Annotated in this window: 13 protein-coding genes; all 13 read left to right on the forward strand. The window is 48.7% G+C overall.

Annotated elements, in window-relative coordinates:
- Positions 1-37 precede the first annotated feature (37 nt).
- Positions 38-433 (forward strand): cell division protein FtsL, encoded by a 396-nt coding sequence (gene ftsL / locus EKM71_RS00420; protein ID WP_125572717.1) that lies wholly within the window; start codon positions 38-40, stop codon positions 431-433.
- Entirely contained in the window at positions 433-2595 is a 2163-nt protein-coding gene (locus EKM71_RS00425; protein WP_125572718.1) for a penicillin-binding transpeptidase domain-containing protein, read from the forward strand. The genes ftsL and EKM71_RS00425 overlap by 1 nt, the downstream gene beginning before the upstream one ends.
- A 21-nt stretch (positions 2596-2616) precedes the next feature.
- Positions 2617-3588, forward strand: coding sequence for a phospho-N-acetylmuramoyl-pentapeptide-transferase (gene mraY / locus EKM71_RS00430; RefSeq protein ID WP_125572719.1), 972 nt, complete (start codon positions 2617-2619; stop codon positions 3586-3588).
- A gap of 92 nt (positions 3589-3680) precedes the next feature.
- Positions 3681-5060 (forward strand): UDP-N-acetylmuramoyl-L-alanine--D-glutamate ligase, encoded by a 1380-nt coding sequence (gene murD / locus EKM71_RS00435; protein ID WP_125572720.1) that lies wholly within the window; start codon positions 3681-3683, stop codon positions 5058-5060.
- A gap of 1 nt (position 5061) precedes the next feature.
- Positions 5062-6156 (forward strand): undecaprenyldiphospho-muramoylpentapeptide beta-N-acetylglucosaminyltransferase, encoded by a 1095-nt coding sequence (gene murG, locus EKM71_RS00440; RefSeq protein WP_125572721.1) that lies wholly within the window; start codon positions 5062-5064, stop codon positions 6154-6156.
- 32 nt (positions 6157-6188) lie between these two features.
- The gene (locus tag EKM71_RS00445) at positions 6189-7046 is read left to right on the forward strand and encodes a cell division protein FtsQ/DivIB (protein WP_125572722.1); all 858 of its coding nucleotides are present in this window, start codon (positions 6189-6191) and stop codon (positions 7044-7046) included.
- A 141-nt stretch (positions 7047-7187) separates the two neighbouring features.
- Positions 7188-8516: a cell division protein FtsA gene (gene ftsA / locus EKM71_RS00450; RefSeq protein ID WP_125572723.1), complete on the forward strand. Its 1329-nt coding sequence runs from the start codon at positions 7188-7190 to the stop codon at positions 8514-8516.
- A gap of 24 nt (positions 8517-8540) precedes the next feature.
- Positions 8541-9794 carry a cell division protein FtsZ gene (gene ftsZ / locus EKM71_RS00455; RefSeq protein ID WP_125572724.1) on the forward strand — a complete coding sequence of 418 codons (1254 nt, stop codon included), beginning with the start codon at positions 8541-8543 and terminating at the stop codon, positions 9792-9794.
- 35 nt (positions 9795-9829) lie between these two features.
- A complete protein-coding gene (locus EKM71_RS00460; protein WP_125572725.1) occupies positions 9830-10261 on the forward strand; it encodes a cell division protein SepF in 432 nt (143 codons plus the stop codon).
- Between the two features lie 12 nt (positions 10262-10273).
- A complete protein-coding gene (locus tag EKM71_RS00465) occupies positions 10274-10555 on the forward strand; it encodes a YggT family protein (protein WP_125572726.1) in 282 nt (93 codons plus the stop codon).
- Positions 10556-10580: 25 nt separating this feature from the next.
- The gene (locus EKM71_RS00470; RefSeq protein ID WP_125572727.1) at positions 10581-11360 is read left to right on the forward strand and encodes a YlmH family RNA-binding protein; all 780 of its coding nucleotides are present in this window, start codon (positions 10581-10583) and stop codon (positions 11358-11360) included.
- 19 nt (positions 11361-11379) lie between these two features.
- Positions 11380-12081: a DivIVA domain-containing protein gene (locus EKM71_RS00475; protein ID WP_125572728.1), complete on the forward strand. Its 702-nt coding sequence runs from the start codon at positions 11380-11382 to the stop codon at positions 12079-12081.
- Between the two features lie 358 nt (positions 12082-12439).
- Positions 12440-15250, forward strand: coding sequence for an isoleucine--tRNA ligase (ileS, locus tag EKM71_RS00480; RefSeq protein WP_125572729.1), 2811 nt, complete (start codon positions 12440-12442; stop codon positions 15248-15250).
- The last annotated feature ends 16 nt before the right edge of the window (positions 15251-15266 follow it).

Here is a 15266-nt window from a genome sequence, read left to right on the forward strand (position 1 = left end):
ACAATCACTAAATATTGACATAGGAAGATGATCAATTATGGCGCAAAATAACTTAGCTGAAGCAGTTCCCCTAACAGCAGAACCCCAACAACGCCCAAACATAGAACAACCTCAACGACAGGCCCAGACCGTCAGCGATCCCACACCGTCGGGCAAACGGCTGCCATTTTCCAAATTCGAAAAGTGTTTAATGTCCGTTTGTGGCCTGATTTTGGCCTTACTAATGGTTAGCGTGGTATCCACTAAAATCGCGATGTCCAATACGGTTCACGACCTTCAAAGCATCAATAATTCTGTCACGACGTATCAAAATCGCAATACCAACGCGCAACAAGAAATAAATGAGTTGCAGAGTCGTAGCCGGCTTGATAAAATTGCCAAAAAGCAGGGCTTGACCTTGGAAAATGACAGAATAAGGAATGTTAACAAATAATGAATGATTCTCAAAAGCGACAAATGACAAATAAGCATCCGCGCAGAAATCGGAAGAAATTCGGTATTTTTCTGTTTTGCCTTTTCCTTGGTGTGTTTATCTTGATCGTTGGTCGCTTTTCGTATATCTCCATTGGAAAAAAGGTTCAAAACGTGAATCTCAGTGCCTCTGCTCAGAAGCTTTACACTGCCAATGAAACGCTGAAAGCTAGACGGGGAACGATATACGATGCTAACGGCCAAGCGATCGCAGAGGATACGAGTGTGTACTCTCTCTACGTTGTGCTGGACAAGCGACAGAAGAGTGTCGATGGTCGGAAACTCTATGTGACAAACAAGGAAAAAGTAGCTGATGTTCTGGCTAAGTATCTGCCGATCAGTCGGAAGAAGGCTCTGGCAACCTTGAATCCGAGTTCCGGGCATCCATTCCAAGTTGAATTTGGGACCGCTGGTCAGAATATCTCACTAACGACCAAACAAAAGATTCAGGCTGAACATCTCAGTGGCGTGAACTTCATTCAACAGGAGTCTCGCTTATATCCAAATGGGGTCTTTGCCTCTCACCTGATTGGGCTGGCACAAGCACAGACGAATAAGGCCGGCCAAACGACTTTGACAGGGTCGATGGGGCTGGAACAAGCCTTCAATAAGGAATTAACAGGAACGAATGGGTCCCAAAAGATTAAAAAAGATATGTATGGTTATCAGTTGCCAGGCACTAAGCAGAAGGCCAAGAAGGCCAAGAATGGGGATAACGTCTATACGACATTGGATACCCGTTTGCAGACGCTTCTGGAGACTGAAATGAGTCAGGTTCAGGGGCAGGTTAAGGCCAACTCGATGAATGCTGTGCTTATGAACGCCAAGACCGGCGCAATCTTGGCTGCTACACAGCGGCCAACGTTTAACGCCACAACCAAGTCAGGACTCGATAAGGTTTGGCGAAACACGCTGGTTCAAGACGCTTATGAGCCTGGATCGACTATGAAGATCTTCACACTGGCTTCATCTATCGACAGTGGGAACTACAATGGTAATGCCACATATCAGTCTGGTAAATACACTATTGGTAATCAAGTGGTGCCTGACTGGAATACGTCTGGCTGGGGGACGATCACCTATAATAAGGGGTTTGCTGTTTCCAGTAATGTTGCCATGGCCCATTTGGAACAACAGATGGGTCACAAGACGTGGAAGAAGTATATCGATCGTTTCCACTTTCTAAAGAGTACCAAGTCCGGACTTCCCGGTGAATTGACTGGGAGTATTGCCTTTCAACGGCCAATTGAGCAGGCTGATACCGCGTTTGGACAAGGGATTCAGGTCACAGTCTTTCAAATGATGCAGGCGCTTAGTGCCGTCAGCAATGATGGGAAGATGATGAAGCCTTACGTGATTAGTAAGGTTGTTGATCCGAACACCAATAAGACGGTCAGAGCCTATGGGCCACAATCCGTGGCCAACCCGATCTCGGCATCGACTGCAAGAGCTGTTCGAAAACATATGGAAGATGTCGTTTACAAGAGTTACGGTATCGGGGCCGACTACAAGATGAGTGGGGAGCGGGTTGCTGTCAAGACGGGGACTGCCCAGGTGAGTTCCGGGAAGTCAGGCTACCTCTCCGGAGATGACAACTATCTGTACTCCGTGGCGGCCATGGTTCCGGCCAGTCATCCAAAATACGTGATGTATATTACGATGAAGCAACCCCATTTGGGTAGCAAAACCGCAACGCAACTACTGGCTTCTATCATGAAACCCGTGATGGCTCGGGCCTTACAGGAGGATACTGAGACCACCAATGCGAAAGAAAATAAGATGCCATCGGTTACCGGACAATCGGTAGCGAGCGCCACCCAGGCCCTAACCAAGGCTGGGGCGATCGTAACAACCCTGGGCACCGGACAAAAAGTTCAAAAACAGTCAGTAACGGCTGGAACCACGTTATATCGGGATCAACGGGTCTTCATCAGCACGGGTGGTACTGTCGCTCTGCCAAGTTTGACCGGCTGGTCGAAGGGTGATGTGGTAAAATTAGCACAGATTGAAGGCTTAAAGCTGAACGTGAGTGGTGATGGCTACGTCACTAAGCAGAGTATCAAGGCTGGAACTACAGTGGGGTCTGACGCCACGTTAGCGGTCACTTTACGCCAAAATAAATGAGAATGAGGATTGATTGGAACAATGATGACTATTTTGTTACCCCTGGTGGGTAGTTTTCTAATTACCGTGGCATTTATGCCCGCTTTAATTCGTTACTTTCGTGCCCGACATGAAGGCCAAATGATTCGTGAAGAAGGCCCGAGCTGGCACGAAAAGAAGTCCGGGACACCAACCATGGGTGGGTTGCTCTACATGATTGCGATTGTGGTCATGACCTTGGCAACGAGCTGGATAGTCCAGCCACATCACGTCTTACCAACCACGTGGATCTTGTTATTTATTCTCGTGTTGTATGGAGGCCTAGGCGCCTGGGATGACAGTATCAAGTTGTTTCATCGCCAAAATGAAGGCCTCAAGGCTTGGCAGAAGATGCTTGGCCAGATCGTCGGCGCCCTCATCTTGTTCTGGGTTTATACCCATGAACAGTTACCAATGGCGCTTCACATTCCCGGATTTGGGGACTGGACGATGAGCGGTTGGTATGCGCTCTTTATCATTGTGTGGTTGGTCGGCTTTTCCAATGCAGTGAACCTCTCTGATGGACTGGATGGTTTAGTGAGTGGGTTAGCTAGTATTGCCTTCGCGGCATACGGGGTCGTGGCCTTTCAACAACATCAATTAAACATTGCAATTTTTTGTTTCGCCGTAGTCGGCGGTCTTCTCGGTTTTCTCATCTTTAATCACAAACCAGCTAAGATATTTATGGGAGATACGGGATCTTTGGCTTTAGGCGGCGCCCTAGCGGCAGTTGCCATCCTGTTGCACCACGAATTGTCTCTATTGTGGATCGGGTTGGTCTTTGTGATTGAGACGGCGAGTGTTATTTTGCAGGTAGCCTCATTCAAACTAACAGGTAAGCGGATTTTCCTCATGAGTCCCATTCATCACCACTTTGAAATGTTGGGGTGGAGCGAATGGAAGATTGATTTTACCTTCTGGGGAATTGGATTAATCACCGCGGTTAGTGGCGTTTGGGTTATGTTAGCAAACTAACGACTGAAGACTAATGGGCTAGCTTGCTCGTTAGAGTCAAGCTAGCTTTTTTATTGTCAGGTATAAGAAAGAAATGGAGAGCGAACGGAGTTATGAAGCAGATTAAGCGATATGAGGGTAAGAAGGTCTTGGTGCTAGGACTCGCAAAGAGTGGAACCAATGCCGCCAAATTACTGAAACGGTTGGGTGCCGTGGTCACGGTAAGTGATGTTCAGCCATTAGACCAGAATAAAGACGCCCAGGAGCTCGAACAAGCAGGGTTTAAGGTCATCTTAGGGTCACAGACCCCAGATCTCTTAGACGCTGGCTACGACCTCATGGTGAAGAATCCTGGTATTTCTTATGATGTGCCAATCGTCAAGAAAGCCTTAGAGCTCAAGCTGCCGATTATCACTGAAATGGAATTGACAGGCGAAGTGGCAGATGCCGAGTTGGTGGCGGTGACCGGGAGTAACGGAAAAACCACGACGACCACGATGATTCAAAAGATGTTAGATCATGATCGCCAGGCCGGTCATGCACGCTACGCCGGGAACATCGGCGTGCCAGCCAGCATGGTAGCCCAAGAGGTGACGACTGACGATACGTTAGTTCTCGAAGTCTCCAGTTTCATGTTAGTGGGGACCACTGAATTTCATCCCCACATTGCTGTCTTGACGAACATCTTCTCCAATCACTTGGATTACCACAAGACGCGAGCTAACTATGTCGCCGCCAAGATGAAGATCACCGCCAACCAAACAGCTGACGATTACTTCGTCGTCAACTTTGATAATCCGGAATGGCGGGAATTGAGTACGCATTCAGCCGCTAAGGTTGTGCCTTTCACGCGGCAAGATCAGTCCGAAGATGGGGCTTACGAACGCGAGGGTATTCTGTATTTCCGTGGCGAAGAGATCATGGCAGCGGCCGACATCAAGGTTCCCGGCGATCATAATGTCGAGAACGCCTTGGCAGCGATTGCGGTTGCCAAGATTAAGGGTGTTAGCACGGCAGCCATTGTGAGTGTCCTCAAGAGCTTTGGTGGTGTTCGCCATCGGACACAGTACGTATTAGAGGCTGAGGGTCGGCAGTATTATAATGATTCCAAAGCAACCGACATGGAAGCTACTGAAATGGCCTTGAAGGGCTTTAAAGCACCGGTAGTGCTCTTAGCTGGTGGCCTCGATCGCGGCTATACCTTCGAAAAACTGGTGCCTTCCTTCAAGGACCATGTGAAGGCGATCATCCTCTTTGGCCAGACAGCTAAATTATTGGAAGACACGGCCAAGCAGGCGGGCATTCCGACGATTCGTTTGACCGAGAATGTTGAAACGGCCGTCCCATTGGCTTATGAACTTAGCAAACCGGGAGATATTGTCTTACTCTCACCGGCGAACGCAAGCTGGGATCAATACCCGAATTTTGAAGTCCGGGGGGACCGATTTATCAAAGCCGTTGAGCAGTTGACGGGTAAGCAGGAGGAGAAATAGCATGCGATTAATTGTATCTGGTGGAGGGACCGGGGGTCATATTTACCCAGCACTCGCCCTAATTAAAGCTTTAAAGAAGCGTGACCCTGACGCAGAGGTACTCTACGTGGGTTCTGAACGCGGATTGGAAAGTTCCATCGTGCCGGCTAAGGGAATTCCCTTCAAGTCGACTAAGATTCAAGGATTTAAACGCTCACTTTCACTTGAAAACTTCAAGACGGTTTACCTGTTTTTGAAGAGTGTTCACGAGACCAAGAAGATGATTCGGGAATTCAAGCCCGATGTCGTGGTTGGTACCGGTGGTTATGTTTCCGGTGCGGTTGTGTACGCCGCCAGTCGTCTACATATTCCCACAATGATTCATGAACAAAACAGTGTGGTTGGGATTACCAACCGTTTCCTAAGCCGTTACGTTGACCGGATTGCCTACGTCTTTGATGCGGCTGTCGATCAGCTGCCGGCTAATAAGATGGTTAAGACGGGGAATCCACGTGCCCAAGAAGCCGCCGAAGTGACCAGCCACTTCAGCTGGTCAGAATATCATTTACAGGATAAGCGGCCAACCTTATTGATTTTTGGCGGATCTCAAGGTGCTTTGAAGATTAATGCGGCGACTGTGGCGGCTATTCCAGCTTTTAATCAACGGGATTATCAAGTCGTTTTCGTAACGGGTCAGAAACGTTACGATGGTGTGATGGATCAGTTAAAAGAGACACCGTTAAACGATAATGTTGTCGTCAAGCCTTACATTCCGAATATGCCGGAAGTTTTGCCTAAGGTGGCAGCCATCGTGGGCCGAGCCGGAGCAACCAGTTTGGCCGAAATCACGGCTGATGGCATTCCCTCGATTCTGATTCCTAGTCCATATGTCACGGCAGACCATCAAACCAAGAACGCTCAGTCGTTGGTCAACGTGGGAGCTGCTGAGATCATTAAGGAAGCTGACTTGACGGGAGAAACCTTGGTTGCCAAGGCCGACCAATTGATGAACGATAATGCACTGCGTCAGGATATGGCACAGGCTTCGAAACAGTTGGGGGTACCAGATGCCGCCGATCGTGTCTTAGATGTGGTGTTGGCCCTCAAGCACGATTAACCTAAATCTCATGAAGCGGGAGGTGACCAGCCATGAAGTTTCGCCTTAACCGGCATGATGAAAAACAACAACAGGCGTTGACGCCATGGGAAGATTACCAGCGCCAAGCGGCCGCTAAGAAAAAACAGCGGCAGATGCCAAACTGGATTCACCAGGCCAAGCGTATTGGGGACAAATTACCACGGTTGAAACATCAACGGAATCGTCAGTTAGTTCGGCGACTGACGATTCTCCTGACCAGCTTCACGGCGGTCATTTTGGTCATGATTTACCTGCTCTGTCCACTGAGTCACTTTCAGAAGGTGACGGTTACTGGTGCACATGCACTGACGGTCAGGGAGGTCGAAGATGCTGTCCAGGTTCGTTCCGGGGCCTCCATCTATTCATTATTCGGGCACACGACGACATTTGAGCGTCAGGCACCGAAACGAAATTCACGAATCAAGCAGGCCAAGATTACTTTTCATCAGCCCAATCACGTAACGATAGCTATCGTCGAATATGATACGGCAGGATACGTGATGCGAGGGAGCAAGTATGATGAAATTCTAGAAAATGGCGTGGTGAGTGAGCAATCGGTCTCCCAGCCGAAGAGTGGAACGCCGGTTTACAGTCAGTTTAAGCAGTCGAAAACACTGCATCGGATGATTCTGCAGTATGCCCGCTTAAATGCCGAAATCAAACGTAGTATCAGTGAAATTCAGGCGGCACCCACGAAGGACAATCCAAACCGGATTCATTTATTCATGAATGATGGGAATGAGGTCTACGCAAGTATCCCGTCATTTGCGAAAAAAATGGCGTATTATCCAGGGATTGCGGCGAAGATGAAACAAAAAGGTGTTGTCAATTTGGAAGTTGGAGCATACTCATATCCCTTCAAGAAATAATTCATTTTGATTGCAGTGATGAAAAAGCGTCAATAAGGCTTTTTCAACCCCTAGTAAATGTGGTAAACTGAAAAATAATTAGGGGAAAAAGCGAATTCATGCAGTGTTGATAGTAGATTAACTTAGGAGGTTCCTTTTTCTATGGATAATTCAGGGATGTACGTTGGTCTCGATATAGGAACCACCTCAATAAAAGTCATTGTTGCTGAGAATGTTAAAGGGCAAATGAACGTTATTGGTGTGGGGAATGAACGTTCGAATGGTGTCAGTCGCGGGGTTATCGTTGATATTGACAAGGCTGCTGAAGCGATTCAGCGCGCCATTCGGCAAGCCGAAGAGAAGGCCAGCATCGAGATTCATGATGTGATTGTGGGAATTCCCGCAAACATGTTAAAAATTGAACCATGTAGCGGGATGATCGCCATTGACGACCAATCTCGTGAGATCACCGGACGGGACGTTCGGAGTGTGGCGGGGGCCGCACTCATTCAGAGCCTCCCACCGGAACGTGAAGTGGTTGAAGTTCTTGCCGATGAGTTTGTGGTCGACGGCTTCGATGGTATCAAGGATCCTCGTGGGATGGTTGGGGTTCGTCTTGAACTCCATGGCACCCTGTTTACGGGACCTAAGACGATTATGCACAATACGCGTAAAGCAGTTGAACAGGCTGGTTTACACGTTCGGGGCACCGTTATCAACCCGATGGCCCAAGGCATGATGGTTATGAACGATGGTGAACAAGACTTTGGGACCGTCCTGATCGATCTGGGTGGGGGCCAAGCGACTGCTGCTGTTATTCACGATCACCAGTTAAAGTATATTGACGTTGACCAAGAAGGGGGTCAATTCATCACCAAGGATATTTCCGTGGTCTTGAATACCTCGATCGACAGTGCTGAGAAGTTGAAGCGTGACTATGGTTATGCCGATTCGAGCCAGGCTAGTGATGAAGACGAGTTTCCTGTCGACGTCGTTGGTCAGAGTCAGCCCACACCGATCTCAGAGAAGTATTTGGCTGAGATCATTGAGGCTCGGTTGGACCAGGTCTTTCAGCGTTTACGGACGAATCTTGATAAGGTTCAGGCGTTAGAGTTGCCTGGTGGTATTATCCTGACTGGAGGGGTTGCCGCACTGCCTGGAATTACAGATTTGGCTACAGCTGAATTTGGAACCAATGTGCGCGTTTATATTCCAGATCAAATGGGATTGCGTCACCCATCATTTACCTTAGCTTTGGCATTAGTGAAATACTTTGGGGGCCTCAGTGAGATTGACTTGCTTATTAAGAGCGCTTTAACGGGCTCAACCCAACTCGCTGATGAGACCGATGAGATTCGGCATCGTGAGACTGTAGAAGATGCAGCTAACGATGTGTCGAGTCAATCAGCACCGCGTCCAAAGGTAAAACCGAAAGTGAAGAAAAAAAGGGGCGAAGGGTTCCGGAAGTTCTTCAGCGACTTCTTTGACTAACGCGAGATGGAGGAAAAGATAAACATGGAATACTCACTAGATTCTGCTCAAAATCACGGCGCTAACATTAAAGTTATCGGGGTCGGTGGCGGTGGTAACAATGCCGTTAACCGGATGATCACCGAAGATGTTAAAGGTGTCGAATTTATCGTTGCTAACACTGACGTTCAGGCCTTAGAAGCTTCCAAGGCTGAAACTAAAATCCAACTCGGGCCGAAATTAACTAAGGGTCTGGGTGCCGGTGCCAACCCTGAGGTTGGGGCCAAAGCCGCTGAGGAAAGTGAAGAACAGATCACGGAAGCACTTCAAGGGGCTGACATGGTCTTCGTCACTGCCGGAATGGGTGGGGGTACCGGTAACGGTGCCGCCCCAATCGTGGCCAAGATCGCCAAGGATAGCGGAGCCTTAACGGTCGGTGTTGTGACGCGACCATTTAGTTTCGAAGGCCCTCGTCGTGCGCGTTTTGCGGCTGAAGGGGTCGCTGCCATGAAAGAGAACGTGGACACACTAATTATTCTGGCTAACAACCGTCTGTTAGAGATTGTCGACAAGAAGACCCCAATGATGGAGGCCTTCCAAGAAGCCGACAACGTCCTACGTCAAGGAGTTCAAGGGATTTCTGACTTGATCACGAGTCCCGGTTACGTGAACTTGGATTTTGCTGATGTGAAGACGGTTATGAAAGACCAAGGCTCTGCCTTAATGGGTATCGGTTCTGCTAGCGGTGAAAACCGGACGGAAGATGCCACTAAGAAGGCCATTTCATCACCATTGCTGGAAGTTTCTATCGACGGAGCTGAACAAGTTCTGTTGAACATCACGGGTGGTCCTGATCTGTCTCTGTTTGAAGCCCAAGCTGCTTCACAGATCGTGTCAGATGCTGCAACTAGTGATGTGAACATCATCTTCGGAACGTCAATTGATGAAGAACTCGGTGATGAAGTTCGAGTTACGGTAATTGCCACGGGGATCGACAAGAAGCGTGAGGAACGCGAAGCTTCCCACAGCCGTGTGGCTCGTCGAAGCGAACAACAAGGGACTAGCGGCCAGCAGAGTCAACCAACCAAGGAAAACGAACAGGATCCATTCGGTAACTGGGATATTCGTGAACCAGCACACCGTCCAGAACCTAAGAGTTCTACCCAGGGTCATGATGAATTTGCTGGGGTCGACAAGCCCGACTTTAACATCTTTAATCCAAGCTCTGACGATGCCAACAATGATGATGGCAATCGGGGAGAGGACACACCGCCATTCTTCAAGCGTCGGCGGAAGTAGTCATTAAAAATTCGTTGTGAGAGGAGTGGCCAACCATGGCGGAAAAGTTTAGTCTTAGTAAGTTTTTTGGAATGGACGATGATTATGACGAAGACTATCAAGAATCGACAACTCCCGTAGTTAAGCCGAAACCAACTGCCCAAACCCGGCCGGTTGATAGTCGAAAGGTGGTTGCTATGCGGTCTGCAAAACCTAATTCGAGTCATATTGCGATCTGTGAGCCACGAATTTATTCCGATGCCAAGTCGATTGCCAAGCAACTTACGACTGGCGACGCGGTTATCGTAAATTTTGCAAGGGTGGACGAAGCCCAAGCACAGCGGATCGTTGACTTTCTAAATGGGACTGCCTATGCTGTCGGTGGCGAAATCAAGCGGGTTGGTGAACAGATTTTTCTGTGTACCCCACATAATTTCGAAGTCAGTGGCGACGTGGCAGCTAATCTCGGAAATCAGTTCAAACCATAAAGGAGCGATGTTGTGCTGTCGATCGTAAGTTTGATTTTTACGGCGTTAGACTGGCTGGTACGGGCGTACATACTCCTAATCGTGGTGTACGCGCTACTCAGCTGGTTGCCTGGTGCCTACCAATCTAAATTGGGTCAGGTCATTACGCGTCTAGTAGAACCATTTCTGAGTTACTTCAACTTCGCCTCGGTGGGGCCCTTGGGTTTTGGTCCAGTTGTGGGAATCATCGTGTTAACCTTGGTTCAGTATGGGTTACGTGCGGTTGAAATCATGTTATTCAGATTAATGTTATAAGGTCATTAAGTGAGGAGGGGAAGCTTTGGATGAGAATATAACGCAACATTTTCGGCCGGATGAAGCGCCGTTCATCGATGCCATTGGTGAATGGCTACAACAGGTTGCGGACGAGTATCGTCCGGTTCTCACCCATTTCTTGAATCCTCGTCAGGTATACATTGCCACCACCTTAGCCCGCCGAGCGGATGTTAAGGTTCAGTTCCGCGGTGGTCATGAGCATGCAGAGATGCAGCGAGCCCTGTTCTTTCCCGACTATTTCGAACCCACTGAGGCCGACTTCGAGTTGCGTCTATTGCGGGTCGATTACCCGGTCAAGTTCGCCACGCTCCATCACAGTCAGATTCTGGGGACCTTGTTAGGTGCCGGAATTGAACGTGAAATTCTTGGTGACATTTTAACGGATGGCCAAGTCTGGCAAGTGGTGACGGAGAAGTCCATGCGGGATTATCTCGTGGGTCAGGTGGACCATATCGGTCGCGTGAAGGCGCGACTGGCGCCAGCTGACTTCAACGAGTTGATTGCGCCGTTGAACGAGTGGGAGTCCGAGTCAGCAACGCTGTCCTCCTTACGGTTGGATAACATTGTTGGGACCGGGTTCCATCTCTCCCGACATCGGGCGAAAGAAATGATTGAGGCGGATCACGTTCGGGTTAATTGGACGGAAACGACCAAACCAGATTATGAACTCGATGTCGCAGATATCGTGTCCGTACGAGGTTTTGGACGGGTGCGCTTGGATGAAGTTGCCGGGAAAACCAAGAAAGAAAAGATTCGGGTCACCCTAGCGGTGCTGAAGAAATAGATGCGGAGGGAACAACAAGATGGTATTAAGTCCACTAGACATTCATAATAAAGAATTCGGTACGAAGATGCGTGGTTACAACGTTGATGAGGTCAATGATTTTTTGGACCAAATCATCAAGGATTACCAAATCACGTTGAATCACAACAAGGAATTAGAGGAACAGCTCGACTCTGCCAATGGCAAACTCAAGTACTTTAACGACTTGAAAGATTCCTTGAATCAATCCATTCTAGTTGCGCAGGAGGCCGCCGACAAGGTTAAGGCCAACTCACAAAAAGAATCCGAGATTATTATTCGCGAGGCTCAAAAGCAGAGCTCCGACATCGTTTCAGAGGCTACCAACAAAGGGAATCAAATTATGACGGAGGCCTCAAAACGCGCCAAGAAGTTAGCTGTTGAGACCGATGACTTGAAGAAGAGTACCCGGGTCTTCCGTCAACGTCTCCAGGTTATGCTGGAAAGTCAGTTGGAAGTTGTAAAGTCCAACGACTGGGACAGCTTACTTAAGGAAGGGTCAATGTCGAGCTATGAAGAGATCAAAAAGGTCGTCGGTGATCGACTTGACAACGGGGCAGCTCAGGGCGTAAACTCAACTGCACCGCAAGCAACGGAAGACGCTCCCGTTCAGGAAGCTCCTGTTACCGATACGGATAGTGACCAAGGGGAAACCGTTGTGATTTTCCCAGACAACGATCAGGAACATTACGACCAGAATTAAATAAAAAATGACAGAGAAATAAGCAGTCTAAACAGATGGTTTTAGCGAGTTGGCGATGGTGAGAGGCCGACACCCGCTCTTTTAGACGGTATCATTCTCCAAGTTCCGTGGCTGAACCTTGAGTAAGCGACGGCGGTTTGCCCCGATATGGCACGCTGAGGGAAGGCAACTGTGGTTGTCTTCTAAAATTTGGGTGGTACCACGAACGATCTCGTCCCTTTTGGGCGGGGTCGTTTTTTGTTTGTTATGAAGTCGGTTAATTCACGGCAATGGTTGATCGGTGAGCTGAGGTCAGTGACAGGCTTGAGCTCACCGGTTCACCAACCGTGAGAAATGATTTGAAGGAGGAAATGACGGTATGCGAGTGAAAGACACGTTGAACTTGGGTAAGACCAAGTTCAAAATGCGCGGCAATTTGCCGGTCAAGGAAGTTGACCGACAAAAGGCTTGGGCTGAAAACAAGATTTATGAAGCCCGCCAGAAATTAAACGAGGGGAAGCCAACGTTTATTCTGCATGATGGCCCCCCATACGCCAACGGCCCAATCCATATGGGTCACGCAATGAACAAGATTTCTAAAGACATCATTGTTCGTTACAAGTCTATGAGTGGTTTCCGGGCCCCTTACGTTCCCGGTTGGGATACCCATGGATTACCAATTGAACAACAGTTGACGAAGGCCGGTTACGACCGGAAGAAGATGTCGACTGCCGAATTCCGTGATCTTTGTCGTGAGTATGCCTTGAAGCAAGTTGACTTACAACGCGATGGTTTCAAGCGTCTAGGGGTCGCTGCCGAATGGGATAACCCATACTTGACGTTGAATCCAGAATTCGAAGCTGCTGAAGTGCGGGTCTTTGGTGAATTTGCCAAACGCGGCCTGATCTATAAGGGAAAGAAGCCTGTGTACTGGTCATGGTCATCAGAATCGGCCATGGCTGAAGCCGAAGTGGAATATCACGATGTGACGTCACCTTCCGCCTTTTACGGTGAAAAGGTTATCGATGGTAAGGGTGTCTTAGATGACGATACCTACCTCGTTGTGTGGACTACGACGCCTTGGACGATTCCTGGTTCCGAAGGGATCACCATTGACGCGGGGATCGAATATGCTGTGGTTCAACCCGCTGGGGAAGATCGCAAGTTCGTTCTGGCCAGTGACTTGGTTGCTGAAAATGCCGACCGTTTTGGTTGGGAAGACGTCAAGGTCTTGAAGACCGTCATGGGTCAAGACATGGACAACATCATTGCCCAACACCCATTTATCACCGATCGTAAGCTGGTTGTGATGTTAGGGGACTTCGTGACGACTGAAACCGGGACTGGTTTGGTTCATACTGCCCCAGGTTTAGGGGAAGATGATTTTAATGTGGGTAAGCTCTACAACTTACCTGTGCTGGTTCCCGTCGACGACCAAGGGTATATGACTGCTGAAGCCGGCGAGGATTTCGATGGCGTTTTCTATGAAGATGCTAACCAGATTGCCCTCGACAAGCTGAAGGAAAACAAGGCTTTACTGAATTACATGCCATACAAACACAGTTACCCATTTGACTGGCGGACGAAGAAGCCCGTCATCTTCCGGGCAACGCCACAGTGGTTCGCTTCTGTGGATAAGATTCGTGATGAAATTCTGGATAGTTTGAAGGACGTCAGCTTCCAACCTGATTGGGGTAAGCGTCGTTTGGAAAACATGATCAAAGACCGTGGCGACTGGGTTATCTCCCGGCAACGGGTCTGGGGTGTGCCGCTACCTATCTTTTATGGTGAAGATGGGGAAGCCATCATCACACCAGAAACAGTCAACCACGTGGCCGATCTTTTTGGTAAGTACGGCTCGAACATCTGGTTCAAGCGCGACGCCAAGGATCTTCTGCCAGAAGGCTTCACGAGTGAACACTCACCAAATGGTGAATTTACCAAGGAAACTGATATCATGGATGTTTGGTTTGATTCTGGTTCCTCACACCAAGGTGTGCTGGCCGAACGTGATTATCTTGAATTTCCTGCCGATCTGTACCTGGAAGGTTCCGACCAATATCGTGGGTGGTTCAACTCTAGTCTGATTGCGAGTGTTGCCGCTACCGGCAAGGCACCATACAAGCAAGTTGTTTCCCAAGGGTTTACCTTGGACAAGGATGGTCACAAGATGTCCAAGTCTATCGGGAACACAATTGCACCAGATGAAATCATCAAGAAGATGGGGGCCGACATCGTTCGTCTCTGGGTAACCTCCGTGGACACCTCAGCCGACGTGCGAGTCTCGACAGAATCCTTCGTGAAGATTTCCGACAGCTACAAAAAGCTACGGAATACGATGCGTTACCTGTTAGCCAACACCAGTGATTTTGATCCCGAAACAAATGGTGTGGCTTTCGACCAGTTGACGGCCGTTGACCGCCATATGTTATACCGGTTGAATGCCTTTACCAAGAACGTTCGTGACCACTACGAAAGCTATGACTTCCTGAACATTTACAAGGAACTCATCAATTTCGTGGTCAGTGATTTGTCTGCTTTCTATCTCGATTTTGCCAAGGATATCCTGTATATTGAAGCTGAAGACAGTGCTGCTCGTCGGTCAATGCAAACGGTCTTCTACCAGATTGCCGTGACCTTAACCAAGTTAATCACGCCAATCTTGCCACATACGGCTGAAGAAATCTGGGGCTTCTTAAAAGAACCCGAAGAATTCGTGCAATTAGCTGAAATGCCGGTTGTTATGGATATGGATGATGCCAACGAAATCAAGGTCGATGGCGTTTCTGCCTGGGATACCTTTATGACATTGCGGAGCCATGTACTGAAGGCGTTGGAAGAAGCACGTGATGCCAAGTTGATCGGGAAGGCTGCTGAAGCTCATCTGGATCTCTACCTCGATGACGAGACGCAGAATACGTTGGACCAATTAAACATTGATGTGCAACAGATCCTGTTGGTTTCTGGTTTAGACGTTGCTAAGTTGGACCAGGCCCCAGCCGACGCCTTAACCTTCGACCATATGGCCGTTAAGGTGACGGCCGCTGCCGGCGAGGTCTGTGATCGTTGTCGTCTGACTAAGGAAGATGTTGGCAGTGATTCTGACTACCCACACTTCTGTGCGCGGTGTGCCGCTATTGTTCGGGCGAACTACCCTGAAACGGCAACTGACGGCTTTGAAGAAAAGTAATCGTTAAATAATTGAA

The sequence above is a fragment of the Levilactobacillus huananensis genome (assembly GCF_003946145.1).
Lineage (GTDB): Bacteria > Bacillota > Bacilli > Lactobacillales > Lactobacillaceae > Levilactobacillus > Levilactobacillus huananensis.

Bases quoted from the DNA above. Each gene is read 5' to 3' on its own strand.
- EKM71_RS00445 (WP_125572722.1), top strand. From the start codon at position 6,189: ATGAAGTTTCGCCTTAACCGGCATGATGAAAAACAACAACAGGCGTTG.
- ftsA (WP_125572723.1), top strand. From the start codon at position 7,188: ATGGATAATTCAGGGATGTACGTTGGTCTCGATATAGGAACCACCTCA.
- mraY (WP_125572719.1), top strand. From the start codon at position 2,617: ATGATGACTATTTTGTTACCCCTGGTGGGTAGTTTTCTAATTACCGTG.
- EKM71_RS00425 (WP_125572718.1), top strand. From the start codon at position 433: ATGAATGATTCTCAAAAGCGACAAATGACAAATAAGCATCCGCGCAGA.
- ftsZ (WP_125572724.1), top strand. From the start codon at position 8,541: ATGGAATACTCACTAGATTCTGCTCAAAATCACGGCGCTAACATTAAA.
- murG (WP_125572721.1), top strand. From the start codon at position 5,062: ATGCGATTAATTGTATCTGGTGGAGGGACCGGGGGTCATATTTACCCA.
- EKM71_RS00475 (WP_125572728.1), top strand. From the start codon at position 11,380: ATGGTATTAAGTCCACTAGACATTCATAATAAAGAATTCGGTACGAAG.
- ileS (WP_125572729.1), top strand. From the start codon at position 12,440: ATGCGAGTGAAAGACACGTTGAACTTGGGTAAGACCAAGTTCAAAATG.
- murD (WP_125572720.1), top strand. From the start codon at position 3,681: ATGAAGCAGATTAAGCGATATGAGGGTAAGAAGGTCTTGGTGCTAGGA.
- ftsL (WP_125572717.1), top strand. From the start codon at position 38: ATGGCGCAAAATAACTTAGCTGAAGCAGTTCCCCTAACAGCAGAACCC.
- EKM71_RS00460 (WP_125572725.1), top strand. From the start codon at position 9,830: ATGGCGGAAAAGTTTAGTCTTAGTAAGTTTTTTGGAATGGACGATGAT.